Origin of the sequence: Hyphomicrobium sp. DY-1 (genome assembly GCF_047497105.1) — a bacterium.
Classification (GTDB): domain Bacteria; phylum Pseudomonadota; class Alphaproteobacteria; order Rhizobiales; family Hyphomicrobiaceae; genus Hyphomicrobium_B.
The window spans coordinates 1,954,496-1,973,557 of sequence record NZ_CP134870.1 but is presented as its reverse complement, the minus strand read 5'-3'; the positions used below and the strand labels follow the sequence as shown (position 1 = coordinate 1,973,557).

The following is a 19,062-nucleotide window of genomic DNA, read 5'->3' as shown; positions in this document are numbered from 1 at the left end:
GAGGCCCCTAGACCGAAGACATGACAGACGCTCTGACGGACAACATTCTGGTACTCGTACGGCACGGCGAGAGCGAGTGGAACAAACTCAATCTCTTCACCGGCTGGCGCAATCCCGACTTGACCGAAAAGGGCGTGATCGAAGCCCGCGTCGCGGGACGTATGATCCGCGATCATCGCGTCAAGTTCGACATCGCCTTCACGAGCGCGTTGAAGCGCGCCCAGCGCACGCTCGATATCATTCTGTCCGAACTCGGCCAGCCTGACGTCCCGATCATCAAGGACGCCGCCCTCAACGAGCGCGACTATGGCGAGCTCTCAGGTCTCAACAAGGACGAGGCCCGCAAGAAATGGGGCGAAGCGCAGGTGCAGCTCTGGCGGCGCTCCTACGATATCGCTCCTCCCGGTGGCGAAAGCCTGAAGGACACGCTGGCCCGCGTGCGTCCTTATTATGACAAAGCCATTTGGCCCCAGATCACCGCCAGCAAGAACGTCATTATTGCAGCGCACGGTAATTCCCTGCGCTCTCTGGTGATGATCCTCGAAAACCTCGACAAGGATGAAATCCTTGAGCGGGAGCTTGCGACCGGCGCGCCCATTCTGTATCGGCTTGGCGCGGACGGCCGCGCCATCGATCGCAAAGACCTGTTGCCCGCACGATCCCTTGCCGCGCCACCCGAAGACCGTATCGTCTGACGACGTACTGTTTCAGTTGGGGGACTTCACATGGCGTTGGAAGAACTTGCGGTTGAGCGCGAGAACATGAAGTCGCGCGACAAGCTCATTGGCGTCTACGTCGGCATCCTCGCCGTCGTCCTCGCGATTTGCAGCCTCGGAGGCAGCAACGCCGAGCAGGACGCACTTCAGGAAAATATCGCAGCCTCCAACACCTGGGCCTTTTTCCAGGCGAAAAACGCGCGACGGCAGGCGCTCCGCCTTCACGCCGAAGAATATGAGGCGATGCTGAAAATGTCGCCGACCATGCCGGACGACGCGAAGAAATTCATCGAAATGAAAATCGCCGACTACAAGGCGCAGGACAAGCTGCTGACCACCGATCCCAAGAGCGGCGAAGGCCTCGACGAACTCTTCACAACGGGTAAGGGCCTCGAAGCGATCCGCGACGAAGCGCTGAAGAAAGATCCCTATTTCGATTTTGCCCAGGCGCTTCTGCAGATCGCGATCGTGCTGGCGTCCGTCGCTCTGATCTCGGGCGGCAACATGCTGCTCTTCGTCAGCTTCGCGATGGGCATTGTCGGTGCCGTGCTGACGTTCGGTGGCTTTACGCTCGCCTTCACGCTACCCGCGTTCATGTCCTAAGCGGCCGTGGCCCCGCCTGCCGGGGGCGCCCTATCGGTTGCATAGCACTCTCTGCGCCAAAGTGGCGTTTTTCGCCGCCGGGTGCTTGCCCGGCGACGGTGCAAACGCTAGCACTCCCCCCACCGAATTCCCTCATCCCTTGGCTAAGGACTGTTAACCGATGACGACGCACACCCTCCTGCTCCTTCCCGGCGACGGCATTGGCGTCGAAACGATTGCAGAGGTCGAGCGGCTCATCGCGTTCTTCAATGCCCGGAGCAACGCCGTCCATTTCGATATCGAACGCGATCTCGTCGGCGGCGCGGCCTACGATGCTCACGGTGTCGCCATCACCGAGGACGCGATGGCGAAGGCCAAGAAGGCCGACGCAGTGATCTTCGGCGCCGTCGGCGGCCCGAAGTGGGCGAACGTTCCCTACCAGCACCGCCCGGAAGCTGGCCTGCTCCGCCTGCGCAAGGATCTCGACCTCTTCGCCAACTTGCGTCCTGCGATCTGCTACCCCGCACTGGCCGATGCCTCGAGCCTGAAGCGCGAGCTGGTCGAAGGCCTCGACATCATGATCGTGCGTGAGCTGACGGGCGGCGTCTACTTCGGCGAGCCGAAGGAAATCGTCACGCTTGAGAACGGCGAGAAGCGTGCCGTCGATACGCAGGTTTACACGACACACGAAATCGAACGCATCACCAAGGTCGCTTTCGACCTCGCCAAGAGGCGCCGCAACCTCGTCCACTCGGCCGAGAAGCACAACGTCATGCGCACGGGCGTGCTCTGGAAAGAGGTCACGACTGAGGTCCACAAGTCCTATGCACCAGACGTGAAGCTTGAGCACATCCTCGCCGACAACTGCGCGATGCAGCTGATCCGCAATCCGAAGCAATTCGACGTCATCGTCACCGACAACCTGTTCGGCGACGTCCTATCGGACGAAGCTTCGATGGCAGCAGGTTCGCTCGGCATGCTGCCGTCAGCATCGCTCGGCGCCCCCGACGCAACGACCGGACGCCGCAAGGCGCTTTACGAGCCGGTGCACGGTTCGGCTCCTGACATCGCCGGCAAAGGCCTCGCCAATCCGATCGCAACGATCGCGTCGTTTGCCATGGCGCTTCGCTATTCCTTCGATCTCGGCGCCGAAGCCGACCTCGTCGAGAAAGCGATCTCGAAGGTTCTCGACAAGGGACTGCGCACCGGCGACATCATGCAGCCCGCCATGACCAAAGTCGGCACGACGGAGATGGGCCAGGCCATCGAAACCGAACTCAAAGCGTTGGCGGCGTAAACAAACTTACGTCCGCGCTTGGCGGCCGGCTCGACGAAGGAGAGTCGCCAAGCGCCAGGAATACTACGGCCGGCTTCGCGGAGCGAAGTCGCAATGCGCAATCAAACAGCAGGCTCGTCGCGGCAAGCGCTGGCTTGCCCTTGGATCGCCCCGCGTGCCGTCCAGCGCGGCTTGCCGTCTTCCGACCGCGGAACCGTCGCTTCCGTCCGTGAGATGAAATAGAACTCGTAGCAGTTCGTATCGACGCGCATCACGCGATAGCACCCGCCTGTCTCGTCATAATCGTAGATCGTGCAGAGCGAGCCTTGCGTGATCGACCAATGGCCGCCGAGCGTCATCCCGTGCTCGACGTAATGCAGCCGCCCGTCGCTGCCGTAATGCTCGGTGAACGGCTTGCCGTTGGCATAGCGGCCATCGATCGTCGCGTTGGAAAAGCGTTGCAGCTCGGCATCAGAAAGCCACGCGCTGATAGCGAACGCCGACGTCATGGTCATCGGCGCGCAGACGCCAAATAGTCCAAAAACCAAGGCTGCCAACGGCTTTAACGTCTTCACCGCGCTCTTCTCCGCCCCGAGAATTCAACAGAAAACAAGTTGGTCATGGAATTATGACATTCACATGCTCCGACAAATTCCCTCAGATGAATACGACGTGGGCTGATTCTCTGGGGACGGCGCATGCGAATATTCAAGAAATTTCCATTTATTCTTTTGTCTTTGTTTGGTTACGCAGTTCTTAATCCGGCCCTGGTGAACATCTTCGACGCGGCAATCGCTCAGCCCGCAAGCGCGAACGAGTCGAACACGCATCGCCACTCATTGCTGATCTTCGCTCCAGACATGCTCAGCAAGGCCTTGGCCAAGCAGCTTGCTGCTTTCGACAACAAACAAGACGACCTCGAAGTTCGCGAGATCTCTCTTGTTTATGTTGTGGGCAAAACGGCGTCGGCCCAGCTTGGGTCTTACGTCGTGGCACCTGCCGTGAGACTGCGGGCCCGCTACCAAGTCGGCGCCGATGAATTTCGAACCATCCTTGCGGACGAGCACGGCGGGATCGAATTGGTTTCCGATGTCCCGATCACCGCGGCGCAGCTCTTCGAGACGACCGACGCGGTGCCCGCCACGCACGAGGCGCAACGCTGATTTGAGGCCGCGACGCCGACGGCCTTGACAGTCCTTGAAACTCCGGCGCGGGCCGCGTATGTGAACGGCCAGCAAACGGGCGTTGCGTCGTCGCTGACGCTCAACGCAAAACACATAGATTTCAAGGACATAACCGTCATGGGCTATAAGGTCGCCATTGTCGGCGCAACCGGCAACGTAGGCCGCGAGATGCTGAATGTGCTCGCCGAGCGGAAGTTTCCGATCAGCGAGCTTTACGCCTTGGCCTCCCGCCGTTCGATCGGCACGGAGGTTTCCTTCGGCGATTCCGTCATCAAATGCCGCGACCTTGAAACGTTCGACTTCTCCGGCGTCGACTTCTGCCTGATGTCCGCGGGTTCGACCGTCTCGAAGGAATGGTCGCCGCGTATCGGCGCGCAGGGCGCGATCGTCATCGATAACTCATCGTGCTGGCGCTATGACCAGGACGTGCCGCTGATCGTGCCGGAAGTGAACGCTGACGCCATCCGTGGCTTCACGAAGAAGAACATCATCGCCAATCCAAACTGCTCTACGGCTCAGCTTGTCGTCGCGCTGAAGCCGCTGCATGACGCGGCAACGATTAAGCGCGTCATCGTCTCGACCTATCAGTCGGTCTCGGGCGCAGGCAAGGACGCCATGGACGAGCTCTGGCAGCAGACCAAGGGCAAGTACGTTCCGGGCCAGGAAGTCGACCCGAAGAAGTTTCCGAAGCAGATCGCGTTCAACTGCATTCCTCACATCGACGTCTTCATGGAAGACGGCTACACGAAAGAGGAATGGAAGATGTTGGCCGAGACCAAGAAGATCTTGGATCCCAAGATCAAGCTGACGGCGACATGCGTGCGCGTGCCGGTGTTCGTCGGCCACTCCGAAGCCGTCAACATCGAGTTCGAAAAGCCGATCAGCCCCGAAGAAGCCCGCGATATCCTACGCGCGTCACCCGGCATCATGGTCATCGATAAGCGCGAGCCGGGCGGCTACATCACGCCCGTCGAAGCCGCCGGCGAATACGCGACCTTCGTCTCGCGCATCCGCGAGGACGCGACCGTCGAGAACGGCCTGACGATGTGGATTGTCTCGGACAACCTGCTGAAGGGCGCGGCTCTCAATGCGGTGCAGATCGCCGAGGCGATCATCAACCAGCGCCTGCTGCCGAAAAAGGCAGCATAAAACGCAACGCTTTCAGCTGATGAAATGGCAACGCCGGCAAATCACTTGCCGGCGTTTTCCTTTTCTTTGAGCTTATTGAGCGTTTGCACGATGGCGTTGAGATCCTGCAGAAAGCGGTCGCGCTGCTGCGCCGGAAGGCTCGACAGAATGCGCTCATCGACCCGGCGCGCCATCGGATCATGCGTCTTCAAGATCCGCGCGCCTTCTTCCGTCAGCTTGACGGCATAGGCCCTGGCGTCATCCCGCGTCCGGCGCCGCTGCAGTAGGCCCTTCTTGAGCATGCGCCGAACGACATCCGCGAGCGTCGACCGGTCGATGCCCGTCAACTCCACGAGATGCGTCTGGCTCAGGCCCTCGTTCTGCGCAACGGTCAGCAGAATCGCATACTGCCGAGGGGTGAGCTCGTCATTGCCCAGTTCGGTTTGAAAGATTTCGGACGCACATTGTCCGGCTCGGTGTAGCAGATGCAAAGGCGATCGCTCGAGGCGACTGCTTGCGGAGTCTCGTCCCATTCCATGCCCCACACGTTTCACCCCACCGGTCCACGCATCAGCCCCCGACCGGCAAGCAAAACTAACTCAACTTAGTTCATAGTTCCTGACAAGAAACACAAGCCAGGGCATTCCGTCTAGCGAAAATACAATCGTCGTTCGAGAAATCGAAAAGTTTTCTGGATGGCGAAACAGCGCGCACGATGCGCGGGCAATTAAATGTCGTCGGACGAAAGTGCGCCGGTGTTTGGCGTCGTATCTTCGTATCTTTTTAGGACACCGATTTGCGCCAACGCGAACACGAACGTTAGCGGCATGATACCGAACACTTTGAACGTCACCCACGTGTCGGTCGAGAAGAGCCGCCACATCACTTCATTTAGAACCGCCAGTACTACGAAGAAAAGCGCCCAGCGGATTGTCAAAATGCGCCAGCCTTCACGCGTGAGACGCATGACGTCGCCGAATACGATTTTCAGGAACAGCCGGTCGAACAGCAACCCGCCGGCCAGAATAGCGGCGAACAAACCATTCACGATCGTCGGCTTCATTTTGATAAAATGATCATCTTGCAGATAAAGCGTCAGGCCGCCGAACACGAGCACGAAGACGCCCGTCACGAGCGGCATCGTTGCGATCCGGCCGAGAAACACCCGCGACGCCACGAGCGCAACGACGGTGGCGACCATGAAAGCCGCCGTGCCTGCGAAAATGCCATAGTGGCTGTTGACGAAGAAAAACACGAGCAGCGGACCAAGCTCGACGATGAACTTGATGAGCTGCTTGCGGTCGAGCTGCGGACCGTCGCTCGTCTCTGAAACTTTGTTCTGTTCCGACATCGTCTCAGGCCTCACTCGTGCGCAGGATCGGGCAAGCGGTACTTCTGCATCAGCCGCGTTAGGATCCATGCGTAAACGCCAGAGACCGGCAACACAATCGCGACTTTGAACAAAATCCAGACGTTCACGCCGCTCATTTCGTGACCCAGGATCTTGTAAAAGTGGTCCTCCACGTAGACCCGGCGGACATATTCGTTCGCAATTGCCGTCAAAAAGAAGAAGAGAGCGAAGCTCCACGTGAACTTGTTCCAGCCTTCGTCCGTGTAGCGGAACGTCTTCTCGAAGACGTACTGAAAGAAATTGTGCTTAACGAACAAGCCGCCGATCAGAAATACGGCGAACAACGCGTTGAAGATCGTAACTTTGATCTGAACCCACATCGGATCGCCCGTCACCAGCGTCAGCATCCCGAACGCCACCGTCACGCTCGACGCGATCAACGGAAAGATCGGCGGCCGGTGAAACATGTAGAACATCACGCCGATCGCCATCAGGGTCGTGATGATCAACGCCCAGGTGCCTGCTTCGATGCCGAGCGCCGCGTTGACAATGAACATCGTCACGAGCGGGCCGAATTCGCTCATGATGTTGATGGTCTGCTCGGCATTGAACGGAAACCAACTTTTACGCGCTGGCGGAACAGAAGCATTCCGAATGTTTACGTCTTGCGTCATCTCGTGATCCGTTCCCCCGAGGCTTCAAGTTCCGGCAATGGCGTTAGCGAAATCTTGCGCAGAAAACGGCTGCAGGTCATCGGCGCTTTCGCCAACACCGATGGCGTGGACGGGCAGGCCGAACTTCGCCGCGATTGCAACCAGGATGCCGCCGCGCGCCGTGCCGTCGAGTTTCGTCATGACCAATCCTGTCACTCCGGCGCGATCTCGAAAGACCTCGACTTGTTGCAGGGCATTCTGACCGGTCGTCGCATCGAGCACGAGCACGACGTCATGTGGCGCGCTTGGGTCGATCTTTTTCAGAACGCGTGTAACTTTTTCGAGCTCTTCCATCAACACTTGCTTGTTTTGCAGGCGACCGGCGGTATCGAGCAAAAGCACATCCGCACCTGATGCTTGCGCCTGTTTTAAGGCGTCGAACGCCAAGCCTGAGGAATCCCCGCCAACTTCGCGCGCGACAACGGGACACCCCGTACGTTCGCCCCAGACCTTCAGCTGGTCGATCGCCGCAGCGCGAAACGTATCGCCCGCTGCGAGCAGAACCGTTTTTCCCTCAGCCCTGAATTTGGTCGCGAGCTTGCCGATCGTGGTCGTCTTGCCGGTGCCGTTGACGCCCACCATCATGATCACGTGCGGCTTTCGCGACGGATCGATGACAAGCGGCTTCGCAACCGGCGCCAGAACGCGCTCGACCTCGGCCGACAGCACGCTGCGAACCTCTTCGGCTGAAATGCCTTTTTCAAACCGGCCCTTCCCGATGGCCGCCGTAATGCGGCTCGTCGTCTCCAGACCGAGATCGGATTGGATCAAAAGGTCTTCAAGATCATCCAGCGTCTCGGCATCGAGTTTGCGCTTGGAAAAGAGATCGGTGATCCCGGTCGTCAGCTTCGACGACGTCTTGCCGAGCCCCGATTTGAGCCGTTGAAACCAGCTCTGCTTGACGGGCTCTGCTTTGGGCGCAGGAGCCACGGGTACGGGAACCGTCGTAGGGACTTCGGCAATCGGCGGTTTATCGTCCGAGACGGCGATGCTCGCTTCGTCTGTCGCTTCCTTTTCCTGTGCAACAGGCGCAGCAGCGCCGCCCTTGAACAATCGCCCAAACAGACCTTTGCCTTTTTCCTTTGGCTCGCTCACGCGCACGCCTCGCCGATCAGATGTTGCGCATCGGCGCCCTTGATTTCCGTCCGAACGACCGCCCCAGCGCCAAACGGCGCTTCTCCGTGAAGCAGCACTTCGGCGAATTGCGGCGTGCGTCCCTTGCCGTCACTTTCGACGAGCACATCGACGACACGGCCGCGTTGAGATTGAAGATACGAAGCGAGCACGTTTGTTCCTTTTTCACGCAGCCTTGCCGCGCGCTCCTTGATGATGGTGCCGTTGACTTGCGGCATGCGGGCGGCCGGCGTGCCGCGCCGCGCCGAGAACGGAAAGACGTGCAGATACGTCAGGCCGCACTCATCGACGATACGATAGGAATTCTCGAACATCTGATCGGTTTCCGTCGGAAAGCCCGCAATCAGATCGGCCCCGAACACGATATCAGGACGCAGCGCGCGCGCCTTTTCGCAAAACGCAATTGCATCAGACCGCAAATGCCGCCGCTTCATGCGCTTCAACGTCAGATCATCGCCTGCCTGCAAAGACAAATGCAGATGCGGCATCAGACGTTCCTCGTCGCGCAGCGCAATCATCAGATCGTCGTCGGCTTCGACCTGATCGATCGACGACAGCCGCAAGCGCGCCAACTCCGGCACATGCTTCAGCACTTGCCGAACGAGTTTGCCGAGCGTCGCAGAACCCGGCAGATCGCGACCGTATGACGTGATGTCGACGCCGGTCAGCACGATCTCGGCATAGCCCTTTTCGACAAGTCTGCGCACCTGCGTCACGACTTCGCCCGCCGCAACCGATCGCGACGGCCCGCGGCCGAAAGGGATGATGCAGAACGTGCAGCGGTGATCGCAGCCGTTCTGAATTTGCACATAGGCCCGCGTCCGCGAACCGAACCCATCGATCATGTGCAGCGCCGTATCACGCACGCTCATGATGTCGTTGACCTGCACGCGTTCGCCGTCCGCAATCGATAGCCCGGCGAACGTCTCCGCCTGCATCTTCTCGGCATTGCCGACGACATGATCGACTTCCGGCATGTCGGCGAAACGTTCCGGCTCGATCTGCGCCGCGCATCCCGTCACGATGATCCGCGCATTGGGCTTCTCACGCCGCAGCCTGCGAACCGTTTGCGCGGCCTGACGCACCGCTTCGCCTGTCACTGCGCACGTATTGACGATAATCGCGTTGTCGAGACCGGCCTCGCGCGCGTGACGGCGCATCACTTCGGACTCATACGTATTGAGCCGGCAGCCGAGCGTGATCACCTGAGGTTCGGACATGAGCGCAGTGACTTCTTTCTTAAAATCGCTCGTTAAGCGGTCTCCGGCCAGCGCGATCAGACAGACACTTTGGTCAGCTTGGAAAAGTCGATGACGCCCTCGTACTCGAATTCGACCGGGCCCGTCATGAAGATATGATTATTCTCGGCCCATTCGATTTCGAGTGTGCCGCCCGGCAGCGTGACCGCTACCTTGCGCCCCGTGAGCTTCTTGCGCGCCGCGCAGACCGCCGACGCACACGCGGCCGACCCGCACGCGAGAGTCAGGCCCGCGCCGCGTTCCCACGTCCTGAGAAGAAGCGATGCGTCTGACGTCACCTGCGCAATCGAGATGTTCGCGCGCTCTGGAAAGATCGGATGGTTTTCGAGCAGCGGACCGAACCGGCCGAGGTCGTAGGCCTCGACATCGTCGACCCAGAAGATCGCATGCGGATTGCCGACATTGACGACGGATGGCGAATGCAGGACCGGATGGTCGATCGGCCCGACCTGAAGTTCGATGGCGCGCGTATCGCGAAACTCTTCCGCCAGTGGAATGTCCTGCCAGCCGAACTTGGGTTCCCCCATATCGACCGTGATCGACGCCTGATTTCTGACGACGGTGCCGAGCACGCCGGCGCGCGTCTCGACCAGGAACCGCTCCCGCGCACCGCCTTCCGACAGGAACCAGCCGACACAGCGCATGCCGTTCCCGCAGGCTCCCGCCTCCGATCCGTCCGCGTTGTAGATCCGCACGAAGGATTCCGTGCCGGTCGTCCGCGGCGCGTGCAAAACCATCATCTGGTCGAACCGGGACTTCCGATCGGCCGCGACCGCCGCCACTTCCTCCGCCGTGAACGTCTTGGCGCTATTGCGCAAATCGACGACGACGATCTCGTTGCCGAGGCCGTTCATCTTGAGAAAAGGGATTGTCGTTGCCGTGTTCATCGCGCCTATATGGCGAGAAGCGCGAAAAATGACAATTCCGAACGCGCCGAGGGCTGTCCGCCGCCGCCCGCGAGGAGCCAGGAATTTCCCGCATTATCCTCTGGACGGAACAATATTTCTTGAGCAACCGTTTAGGTCGCCGAAAACGCCTGACCGCACGCCGGTGGGCGGCGATTTATCCTCTCAGAGACCTTGATGTCGCATTCCGCCTACAGTTCGCTGCTTTTCCGGGTCGCTTTTGCCCGCGCCCGACCCTGCTATTGCTATGGCTGCATCTGCCTGGCCCCGGACGAGCGAGCCTATCAGCGCCGCGTCTTCCGATTGGCTCGCAACTGGACAAAGGTGCTGAAGCGCTCCAGCCGCCCCCCAAACTAGGCCGATCGGCCGATGTGACGGTCCCGCCAGCCCGGCGGGATTTCCTTGGCATTGCCTTGCCGGAGGGGGAAAATCGGCGCACACGTTGCTGTCTTGAGGAGCCAATTCGAAGGCCGGGGGCAGCTTTCCGAATGAAGAGTTTCGTGCGCACCGTGGCAGCGTCCGGCATCGCGGCTCTGCTCGGGCTTATCGCCGTCAGCACCGGTGCCGCTGCCGACGACATGCTCTATGCCCTGAAGATCGGCGCGCTGGCCCACGACGTGCCAGACCTCTGGAGTGGCTTCCAGGTCGAAAAGAACGCGGTCGACATCAACATCGAAGCCCAGTTCAATGCCGCCTGGGCGCTGCCGTGGGGCGCCATTCGCCCGGTGATCGGCGGCTCGATCAACACCCGCGGCCAGACCAGCGACGGCTATATCGACGCCCGCTGGCAGGGTGACTGCCCATCAGGATTGTTCTTTGGTCTCGGCCTTGGCGCTGCGTTTCACGACGGCGAAATCGGCGGCGCAGGCTCCGATCCGGATCGCAAATGGCTGGGCTCCCGTGTGCTGTTCCACATCCCGATGGAAGTCGGCTACCACCTCGACGAGCACAACGACATCTCGGTTTATTTCGAGCACATGTCGAACGCTTACACCGAGAAATACAACGAAGGCATGGACCGTATCGGCGTGCGCTACGGCTATCGGTTCTAGCAGCGCAGAGATGCTCGCTCCCCCCTAGGCCGCTTCTGACTCGTCGTCGCCCTTCCCATCTTCCAGCATCGGAAGTTCGAAACCTTCGATCTCTTTCAGCGCCTTGCCCGCGATGCCTTGAAGGTCGCCGTACATGCCAGCGGTCGCATCTAGGACAGCCGTGATCTGCGCCTCGCGCTTGGCCCACGACTTCATTATCGCCTTCCGCTCTTTATCGAGATCGGACTGCATCTCATCGAACTTCTCGACGATCGCCTCAATGCGATGACGAAAACGCGGCCCCGTCAGGTAGTCGTAGACAAGTGCCATCTTGCTCTGCTGGCCTTCACCCACCACGCGGGCAGTTGCAACATCGGAAAGAAGTTGACGAAGCGCGAGCGCAATCGGCACAGCGCACCTGAAGTCAGTAACCCAAATTCCATCGACATTATCGAACGTCTGAATGTCTTTGGGCAACGCACTCGAAACGATGATCGCGAGATCGGCTTTAGCGCGCCGCTGATCGTCTTTTAACTTCCCGATCCAGGCTGGCCGCCAATCTTTTGTCCGCTTCATCTCCCAAATAATCGAACCGCACGACGCACCCGAAACATTTACGACGCGCTGAATGAGATCAGCTCCAAACTCGCCCTTCGGAACGGCCTCGAAAGTATCGAATGGGAACTTCGCCTTAAGAATGTTCTCAAGCTCAAGTTCCAGCACTTCGCCCTGCAATTGCTGCGAGCCCTGTTCAGCCTTGCGCTTCAGCTCTTCGATCTTGTTCTGCATCGACGCGATGATCTGATCTTTTTCCGAGACGCGGAGCTTCAGCGCCTCTTCGGCTTCGAGCTTTGCTTTCGCCCGCTCGCTCTCAAGACCGGCGCTGATGCCTTTCTGGACGTTCAAGTCCATCTCGCGCTTGGCGTCGTCCAATTCGCGCACTTTCTTCTGGAACTCGGCCTGCGCCTTCTGCGCCTCCGCAAGCTTCTGATCGCGCTCCTTCAGCACGTTTTGAAGTTCGGCCAGTGCATTTGCCTTTTCCTCAAGATCGGCAGCGGCGCGCTGCTTCGCCTTCTGCGCTTCTTCGCTGACGATGCGTTGGCGCTCGACCACGAGCTTTTCAGCGACCATCGCATCGAGCGACGCGCGCGCCTTTTCGAGTTCGCCGGCCTTCTCTTCCATGGCCGCTTCGCGGGCGGCGATCTCGCGATCCTTTTTTGCCGCCGCCGCCTCGAATTGGCGGCGGGTATCGGCGATCAGCGGCGCGGCAAGCGATTCCGTCAGCGCAATCTCATGATCGCAGTTCGGGCAGGTAATGGTCAGATCGGTCAACGCGAGCTTCCTTCCAAACGAGGCGATAGCCGAGCCCAACAATAGGCCGCCGTTCTTGTCTTGTATACGTTACTTTCTGATATTGTTCTTTTAACGCCAGGATTTAGCGTTACTCGACCGCTATCACCGCCATCCAACCTGACTCGCGCTTCAAAAATGAGGGGATTGGCGCGAGGAGGGCGACTTCGCTGGGGATGAGCGCCACGTTGACTTCCGCGCCCGTTTCCCGCATACCCTCGCCCATTCCGACGGCCCTGACTTCAGAGCCGCCGCCCTGCACATGGCATTTTCTCAGGAAAAGGTCCGGGAGGCAGGGGGGTTAACATCCGGCAGCGCGTTGCGCCCCCGGGTGCGTTTGTGCTTTGCGCTGCCGATCCTATCTCTTCGTCATACCGGCGAAGACCGGGATCCAGACAAATCCAACCCGACGCAAGTTCGAATGGGTCCCGGCCCGTGCCGGGGTCACGTAACGATTAGGGCAATTTCCGGCGGCTCGGAAACGAAGGCTGAATGTTTCAATCGCTCACAGAACGCCTCTCGGGCGTCCTCGATAAGCTCACCCGCCGCGGCGCTCTGACCGAGAACGACGTTGTCGAAGCGATGCGCGAAGTTCGCCGGGCGCTGCTCGAAGCCGACGTCGCGCTCGATGTCGTCAAGGATTTCACCGAGAAGGTCAAAGCCAAGGCCATCGGCGCAGAAGTGCTGCGCTCGGTCACGCCCGGCCAGATGGTCGTCAAGATCGTCAACGATGAGCTGGTTGCTACGCTCGGCTCGAACGCCGAACCGATTGACCTGCACGCCGCCCCGCCGATCGGCATCCTGATGGTCGGCCTCCAGGGCTCGGGCAAGACGACGACGACCGCCAAGATCGCCTATCGCCTGACCAACCGCGACCGCAAGAAAGTGCTGATGGCGTCGCTCGACACGCGCCGCCCGGCAGCCCAGGAGCAGCTTCGCGTGTTGGGCGAGCAGACGGGCGTCGCGACGCTGCCGATCATCGCCGGACAAACGCCGCTGCAGATCGCGCGCCGCGCCGAAGATGCCGCCAAGCTCGGCGGCTATGACGTCATCATCTACGATACCGCCGGCCGCGTGACGGTCGACGAAGAGCTGATGGACGAAGCCCGCGACGTCAAAGCCGCGATCCATCCGCATGAAGTCCTGCTCGTTGCCGACGCGCTGACCGGCCAGGACGCCGTCAACACAGCGAAGGCATTCGACGGTCACATCGGCATCACCGGCATCGTCCTGACGCGCGCCGACGGCGACGGCCGCGGCGGCGCTGCACTCTCCATGCGTGCCGTCACCGGCAAGCCGATCAAGCTCATCGGCGTCGGCGAAAAGTGGGACGCGCTCGAAGACTTCCACCCCGGCCGTATTGCCTCGCGCATTCTCGGCATGGGCGACGTCGTCTCGCTGGTCGAGAAGGCCGCGCAGACGATCGACGTCGAAAAGGCGACGAAGATCGCCGAAAAGATGAAGAAGGGGTCGTTCGACCTCGAAGACCTGTCCGATCAGCTCGCCCAGATGCAGAAGCTCGGCGGCATGGGCGGTGTGCTCGGCATGCTTCCCGGCGTCGCCAAGATCAAAGGCCAGATCAACGAAGCTGGCCTCGACAAAAGCCTCGTGCACCAGCGCGCCATCATCTCGTCGATGACGCCGAAGGAACGGCGCAACCCCAAAATTCTCGACGCCAAGCGCAAGCGCCGCATCGCGGCGGGTTCAGGCACAAAGCCTGAAGACATCAACAAGCTCATCAAAATGCACCGCCAGATGGCGGACATGATGAAGACCATGGGCCGCAACGGCGGCCTAATGAACAAGTTCCTCGGCCGCACCGGCGCCGGACCTTCTGAAGCCGAATTGCAGTCGATGCAGGCCGAGCTCGCAAAGCTCGATCCCAAGGCGCTGGAACAGTTGCCCGCGGAATTGAAAGAACAGATCGCCAAGGGCACGGCTCCTGCGTCGGGCTCCGGCGGTGGAATGCCGGGTCTGCCACCGGGACTTGGCCGCGGCATTCCCAGCCTCGGCGGCGGACTTCCCAAAGGTCTTCCGGGTCTCGGCGGTGGAATGCCGAAATTCCCTGGGATCCCCGGAAAGAAAAGATAACCCCCATCCAAGAACACATTTTGATTTGATCAGGAGAAGAAGAAAATGTCGGTGAAAATTCGTTTGTCGCGCGGTGGCGCGAAGAAGCGTCCTTACTACTACGTCGTCGTCGCCCACGGCACGAGCCCGCGCGACGGCCGCTATATCGAGCAGATCGGCACGTTCGATCCGATGCTCAAGAAGGACGACCCGAACCGCGTGAAGCTCGTCGAAGAGCGCGTGAAGCATTGGCTCGGCGTCGGCGCTCAGCCGACCGACCGCGTCCTCCGCCTGCTCGACGCCAACGGCTTCGCCAAGCGTGATGCGCGCAACAACCCTGAAAAGGCCAAGCCGAAGAAGAAGGCCCAGGAGCGCGCCGCTGCTGCTGCCGAGAAAGCAGCTCAGGCCGCCGAGGCTGCTGCTCAGGGCGAGCAGGCTTAAGAGACTGCGCCCGAACAAACAAACAGGCCTCCCGAATAGGCTACGGGGGGCCTTTTTGTTGCAGATCTGACTGGCCCGACTTTTGGACCGCCTCCGACTTTCGATCGTTAATTCGTGGGGAGGTCCGAAATTGAACCAGATAACGCGCGTCAATGGTCTGTTTGAGGTGGTCCGGACCAAACCGAGCCCGCTCTCGGCCCCGGCCAGCCGACTCATTTTGGTATGTCGCGGCGGCCGGCTGTTCGGCGCCGATTCTGAGGGTCGCGTCTGTATGGGACGTCTCCTGCCCCAGCGCGTCCATCACATGCGCCTGTCGGCCATTCGCGGCACCTACGAAATCCCCCTGCGGCGCGTCCGAACCCGCAACCCGAGCATTCGGATCCCGATCTTTGGCGATGTCGACCCGTTCGCCCGCTCCCAGAACACGACGATCAGCATCGGCGGCAAAACGATCGACATTGAGATTACCTATCTCGGCCCCTTGCCCCCGTGATCGTTGCACGCCATCAAGAGTCCCATGACAGCATCAGAGACAGCATCAGAAAAACCATCGCCCGACCGCCGCATCCTCGTTGGCGAGATTACCGGCGCCCACGGCATCCGCGGCGACGTTCTAGTCCGCAGCTATACCGAGACTCCGGACGCCATCGCCGCCTACGGCCCATTGACCGACGCAAGCGGCAAGAAAAGCTATTCGCTCCGCGTCGTCCGCGTCACGAGCAAGGGCATCGTCGCGCGTGTTGCGGGCGTTGAGGATCGCAACGGCGCCGAACCGCTGCGCGGCACAAAGCTCTACATCGAGCGCAGCAAGCTTCCGGAAACGGGCGAAACCGAGTTCTATCATGCCGACCTCATCGGCCTGCGCGCAGTCGCAGCCGACGGCAGCGCGCTTGGAAAGATCGTCTCCGTGCAGAACTTCGGCGCCGGCGACCTTCTCGAATTGAAGCCGCTCGAAGGCGAGACGGAATTCATTCCCTTCGAAGATCGCTGGGTACCGAGCGTCGATCTCGACGCTGGCATGCTCATCATCAATCGCCCCGCCGTCACAGTCGACGACGACAGCGATGAAGACGACGGATCGTCCGCAGAGGATGAGGCCGACGCCTAGACGGCAACGCCGCGCGCGAGTTTCGGCAAGTCGCCGGTGACGCCTGCCGCCTCGGCGATGATCAACTCTTTCAGGCTGGGAATGCGGTCGAGCACGCCGAGCGCAGCACCACGGCCCGCACGCAGAACCATGCTGTCGATCGCAAATGCCCGATTGATCCCGTCATAGAGCGTCGCCGACATCGCCGAATCGAACCGGCGCCAGCGCTGATAGCGCTCAAGATGCGTACCGCTGCCGAAGTCGAGCCCGATGCGTCCGGCATCGACAAGAATTTCAATCATCGCCGCAGCATCGCGAAGCGCGAGGTTGACGCCTTGCCCAGCAACCGGATGCACACCGTGCGCAGCGTCCCCGACCAAAGCGAAGCGTGGCGCAATCAAGCGGTGCGGCAAACGCAAATCGAGCGGCCACGATTGCCGCGGCCCGTCGAGCGAAATCGTGCCGAACCGGCCACCGATCCGACGATCGAGCTCAGCCAGAAAGCTGGCATCGTCGAGCGCGACCATGCGCGCTGCTTCGTCTTTGTCGGCGCTCCACGTGATGCACGCGCGATTTCCCAGAAGCGGCAAAATCGCAAACGGACCGCCGGGTAGAAAATGCTGGATGGCGACGCCGCCATGCGGCTCGCTGAACTTCACCCGCGCGACGATGCCCGTCTGCGCGTAAGGCCATCCGACGGTCTTGATGCCGACAGCCTCGCGAAGCTTCGACTGCCGCCCGTCGGCTGCAATCGTCAGCGCGGCGCTGACGACAGTGCCATCGCGCAAAGTGAGTTCGCTGGCCGTCTCGCCCCACTGCGCGCTTTCGATCTCGGCTGGCGCGAACCACGTTACCGCCGGATCGCCCGCAACGGATCGATAGAGCGCGGTGGCGAGCACCGATGCCGGAACGATATAGGCAGCAGGCGATCCGTCGTCCGTCCGCGCGTCATACGTAACGAGCGCAGGCCGGAAAGCATCGTCAAGCCGCGAATCCGAAATTTCGATCGCCGTCACGGTCTCCGCGGCATCGCGAATGCCGTCCCAGACCCCGAGGCTTTCCAGGACCTTCTGTGCGCCGGCCCAGATCGCAAAGCCGCGGCTATCGTCGGCGTGCTCGGTCGCCGGAACAACCCTGTCGATGATCGCCAGCCGAATATCGGGTCCAAACGCCTGCGCCAATCCGCGCGCAACCGCCAGTCCCGCAAAACTGCCGCCGACAATCGCGACATCGAAGTTCAATTTTGGCATCTATCGACCGTCATCCGTAGCTGAAGTGATTTGCTTTGCCCGGACGCGAGGGCAGCCTAAAAGGTCCCCGTCGCCGCGCGCGCAACCCTGCCATTATAAACCCGAAAGTCCGCCATGACAGCTTCGCCCCAGGCGCATCAGGCCCTCCAAAAGCTCCTTCGAACTCTGACCCTGGAGCCATTGGAGGACAACCTGTTCCGCGGCCATCGCGCCAGCGAAGGCTGGCAACGCGTGTATGGCGGCCTTGTCCTTGGCCAGGCAGTGGTTGCTGCGGCGTTAACCGTCGACGAGAGCCGGGCGATCCATTCGCTTCACGGTTACTTTCTGTTGGCGGGCGATCCGGAACGGGAAATCGTTTACGACGTTGAGCGCGTCCGCGATGGCGGCAGCTTCACGACGCGGCGCGTCCGCGCCATTCAGCACGGACGCACCATCTTCGTGATGAGCGCTTCGTTCCACAAGCCGGAGCCGGGCTACGAGCACCAGTCCGAAATGCCGGACGTCCCGCCGCCCGAAGCGCTGCCAAGCGTCCGTGAGCTTTTTGACGCCGCCACCGACATCCCTGACGGCATGCGGGCCTACTGGCAGCGCGAACGCCCCATCGACGTCCGTATTGTTGATGCATCCCGCTACATGAGCCGCGAACCACGGGCGCCCCGGCAGTCCATCTGGCTTAAGTCCAATGGCCCGTTGGGCGACAACCCTTACATTCACCAAGCGATTCTGGCCTACGCTTCGGACTTCACGCTGCTCGATACCGCCCTCGTGGCACACGGCAAGCTGTTGTTCGATGCCGACATCCAGTTAGCGAGCCTCGACCACGCCATGTGGTTCCACAGGCCTTTCCGGGCCGACGACTGGCTACTCTATACCCAGGACAGCCCCAGCGCCTCCTCCGCCCGCGCCTATTGCCGGGGCGCCGTCTTCGATCGGAACGGCCGGTTGGTCGCATCGACCGTTCAGGAAGGCCTGATGCGCCCCAGAGAAACCGCATTTGTGCCCAAATAGCGGGCAAAAACCTCAAATTGCCCAATTTTCATGCTTATTTTGCAGGCTAGTGCCGCATAAATTTCGTTCATTCGTAAACTTTCCGTTGTCTAATCAATGCGTTGAGCACGCGTCCGTCAATTGGCACGCGTCTTGACTCCCATCACGCGAAGTCTTCGTCCCGGCGTGGGGGCGGAGGCTATTTTGTCGAGCACCGGTTCAATTAAAAAAGGGGGCCTTATGAAGCTCATAACTGCGGTCATCAAGCCTTTCAAACTCGAGGAGGTTCGCTCTGCGCTGACCGATCTCGGTCTTCAGGGCATGACTGTCACGGAAGTCAAAGGCTACGGCCGTCAGAAGGGCCATACGGAAATCTACCGCGGCGCCGAATACGCCGTGAGCTTTTTGCCCAAGATCAAGATCGAAGTCGTCGTTCCGGGAGCACAGGTCGATAAGGCGCTTGCCGCCATCCAGCGCGCGGCAAAGACGGGACAGATCGGCGACGGCAAAATCTTCGTGTCTCCGATCGAGCACACGGTTCGCATCCGCACCGGCGAATCGGACGACGACGCGCTCTAAAGCTCACAAAATTTCCGCT

The 19,062-nt window shown here is 60.6% G+C and carries 21 protein-coding genes; 12 read left to right on the top strand and 9 right to left on the bottom strand.

Features of this window, described 5'->3' with window-relative positions:
- Nucleotides 1-20 precede the first annotated feature (20 nt).
- The 3 genes from RLW41_RS09330 (at nt 21) to leuB (ending at nt 2,595) form a co-directional block, all read left to right on the top strand.
- The gene (locus RLW41_RS09330; RefSeq protein ID WP_013950233.1) at nt 21-695 is read left to right on the top strand and encodes a 2,3-bisphosphoglycerate-dependent phosphoglycerate mutase; all 675 of its coding nucleotides are present in this window, start codon (nt 21-23) and stop codon (nt 693-695) included.
- Between the two features lie 30 nt (nt 696-725).
- The gene (locus RLW41_RS09325; RefSeq protein ID WP_409561562.1) at nt 726-1,319 is read left to right on the top strand and encodes a DUF4337 domain-containing protein; all 594 of its coding nucleotides are present in this window, start codon (nt 726-728) and stop codon (nt 1,317-1,319) included.
- Nucleotides 1,320-1,479: 160 nt separating this feature from the next.
- A complete protein-coding gene (gene leuB / locus RLW41_RS09320; RefSeq protein ID WP_414464312.1) occupies nt 1,480-2,595 on the top strand; it encodes a 3-isopropylmalate dehydrogenase in 1,116 nt (371 codons plus the stop codon).
- 101 nt (nt 2,596-2,696) lie between these two features.
- Here leuB and RLW41_RS09315 read toward each other — a convergent pair whose 3' ends face one another.
- Nucleotides 2,697-3,149, bottom strand: coding sequence for a hypothetical protein (locus RLW41_RS09315; protein ID WP_409561560.1), 453 nt, complete (start codon nt 3,147-3,149; stop codon nt 2,697-2,699).
- A 123-nt stretch (nt 3,150-3,272) separates the two neighbouring features.
- Between RLW41_RS09315 and RLW41_RS09310 the strand changes: the two genes are divergently transcribed.
- Nucleotides 3,273-3,737, top strand: coding sequence for a DUF4174 domain-containing protein (locus RLW41_RS09310; RefSeq protein ID WP_414464311.1), 465 nt, complete (start codon nt 3,273-3,275; stop codon nt 3,735-3,737).
- A gap of 138 nt (nt 3,738-3,875) precedes the next feature.
- Nucleotides 3,876-4,907 carry an aspartate-semialdehyde dehydrogenase gene (locus RLW41_RS09305; protein WP_409563320.1) on the top strand — a complete coding sequence of 344 codons (1,032 nt, stop codon included), beginning with the start codon at nt 3,876-3,878 and terminating at the stop codon, nt 4,905-4,907.
- A 41-nt stretch (nt 4,908-4,948) separates the two neighbouring features.
- Here RLW41_RS09305 and RLW41_RS09300 read toward each other — a convergent pair whose 3' ends face one another.
- From RLW41_RS09300 to dapF, 6 genes are all read right to left on the bottom strand, one after another.
- A complete protein-coding gene (locus RLW41_RS09300; protein ID WP_024275004.1) occupies nt 4,949-5,419 on the bottom strand; it encodes a MarR family winged helix-turn-helix transcriptional regulator in 471 nt (156 codons plus the stop codon).
- A gap of 194 nt (nt 5,420-5,613) precedes the next feature.
- A complete protein-coding gene (locus RLW41_RS09295; RefSeq protein ID WP_414464310.1) occupies nt 5,614-6,237 on the bottom strand; it encodes a septation protein A in 624 nt (207 codons plus the stop codon).
- A gap of 11 nt (nt 6,238-6,248) precedes the next feature.
- Nucleotides 6,249-6,911, bottom strand: a complete 663-nt coding sequence (locus tag RLW41_RS09290; RefSeq protein WP_024275002.1) for an inner membrane-spanning protein YciB — start codon at nt 6,909-6,911, stop codon at nt 6,249-6,251.
- Between the two features lie 24 nt (nt 6,912-6,935).
- On the bottom strand, nt 6,936-8,045 hold the full coding sequence (ftsY, locus tag RLW41_RS09285; protein ID WP_414464309.1) for a signal recognition particle-docking protein FtsY: 1,110 nt from the start codon (nt 8,043-8,045) through the stop codon (nt 6,936-6,938).
- The gene (mtaB, locus tag RLW41_RS09280) at nt 8,042-9,304 is read right to left on the bottom strand and encodes a tRNA (N(6)-L-threonylcarbamoyladenosine(37)-C(2))-methylthiotransferase MtaB (protein ID WP_414464308.1); all 1,263 of its coding nucleotides are present in this window, start codon (nt 9,302-9,304) and stop codon (nt 8,042-8,044) included. The genes ftsY and mtaB overlap by 4 nt, the downstream gene beginning before the upstream one ends.
- Before the next feature lie 56 nt (nt 9,305-9,360).
- Nucleotides 9,361-10,230: a diaminopimelate epimerase gene (dapF, locus tag RLW41_RS09275; RefSeq protein WP_414464307.1), complete on the bottom strand. Its 870-nt coding sequence runs from the start codon at nt 10,228-10,230 to the stop codon at nt 9,361-9,363.
- Between the two features lie 506 nt (nt 10,231-10,736).
- Between dapF and RLW41_RS09270 the strand changes: the two genes are divergently transcribed.
- A complete protein-coding gene (locus RLW41_RS09270) occupies nt 10,737-11,300 on the top strand; it encodes an acyloxyacyl hydrolase (protein WP_414464306.1) in 564 nt (187 codons plus the stop codon).
- Between the two features lie 24 nt (nt 11,301-11,324).
- Here the strand turns inward: RLW41_RS09270 and RLW41_RS09265 are convergent, their stop codons facing one another.
- A complete protein-coding gene (locus tag RLW41_RS09265; RefSeq protein WP_414464305.1) occupies nt 11,325-12,611 on the bottom strand; it encodes a DUF2130 domain-containing protein in 1,287 nt (428 codons plus the stop codon).
- A gap of 510 nt (nt 12,612-13,121) precedes the next feature.
- Here RLW41_RS09265 and ffh point away from each other — a divergent pair.
- The 4 genes from ffh to rimM all read left to right on the top strand — a co-directional run bounded on the left by ffh (nt 13,122) and on the right by rimM (nt 16,248).
- Nucleotides 13,122-14,720: a signal recognition particle protein gene (ffh, locus tag RLW41_RS09260; RefSeq protein WP_414464304.1), complete on the top strand. Its 1,599-nt coding sequence runs from the start codon at nt 13,122-13,124 to the stop codon at nt 14,718-14,720.
- Between the two features lie 45 nt (nt 14,721-14,765).
- Entirely contained in the window at nt 14,766-15,140 is a 375-nt protein-coding gene (rpsP, locus tag RLW41_RS09255; RefSeq protein ID WP_013950217.1) for a 30S ribosomal protein S16, read from the top strand.
- A gap of 130 nt (nt 15,141-15,270) precedes the next feature.
- Nucleotides 15,271-15,633 (top strand): hypothetical protein, encoded by a 363-nt coding sequence (locus tag RLW41_RS09250; RefSeq protein ID WP_013950216.1) that lies wholly within the window; start codon nt 15,271-15,273, stop codon nt 15,631-15,633.
- A gap of 24 nt (nt 15,634-15,657) precedes the next feature.
- Nucleotides 15,658-16,248 (top strand): ribosome maturation factor RimM, encoded by a 591-nt coding sequence (gene rimM / locus RLW41_RS09245; RefSeq protein ID WP_414464303.1) that lies wholly within the window; start codon nt 15,658-15,660, stop codon nt 16,246-16,248.
- On the opposite strand, the gene RLW41_RS09240 is transcribed toward rimM, so the two are convergent.
- Complete coding sequence (locus RLW41_RS09240; protein WP_409561552.1) at nt 16,245-17,477, bottom strand: FAD-dependent monooxygenase; 1,233 nt, start codon at nt 17,475-17,477, stop codon at nt 16,245-16,247. The two genes, rimM and RLW41_RS09240, sit on opposite strands and share 4 nt — an antisense overlap.
- A 114-nt stretch (nt 17,478-17,591) precedes the next feature.
- Here RLW41_RS09240 and tesB point away from each other — a divergent pair, with 114 nt between their 5' ends.
- Both tesB and RLW41_RS09230 read left to right on the top strand, forming a co-directional pair.
- Nucleotides 17,592-18,485, top strand: coding sequence for an acyl-CoA thioesterase II (tesB, locus tag RLW41_RS09235; RefSeq protein ID WP_414464302.1), 894 nt, complete (start codon nt 17,592-17,594; stop codon nt 18,483-18,485).
- Nucleotides 18,486-18,704: 219 nt separating this feature from the next.
- Nucleotides 18,705-19,043, top strand: a complete 339-nt coding sequence (locus tag RLW41_RS09230; protein WP_013950212.1) for a P-II family nitrogen regulator — start codon at nt 18,705-18,707, stop codon at nt 19,041-19,043.
- The last annotated feature ends 19 nt before the right edge of the window (nt 19,044-19,062 follow it).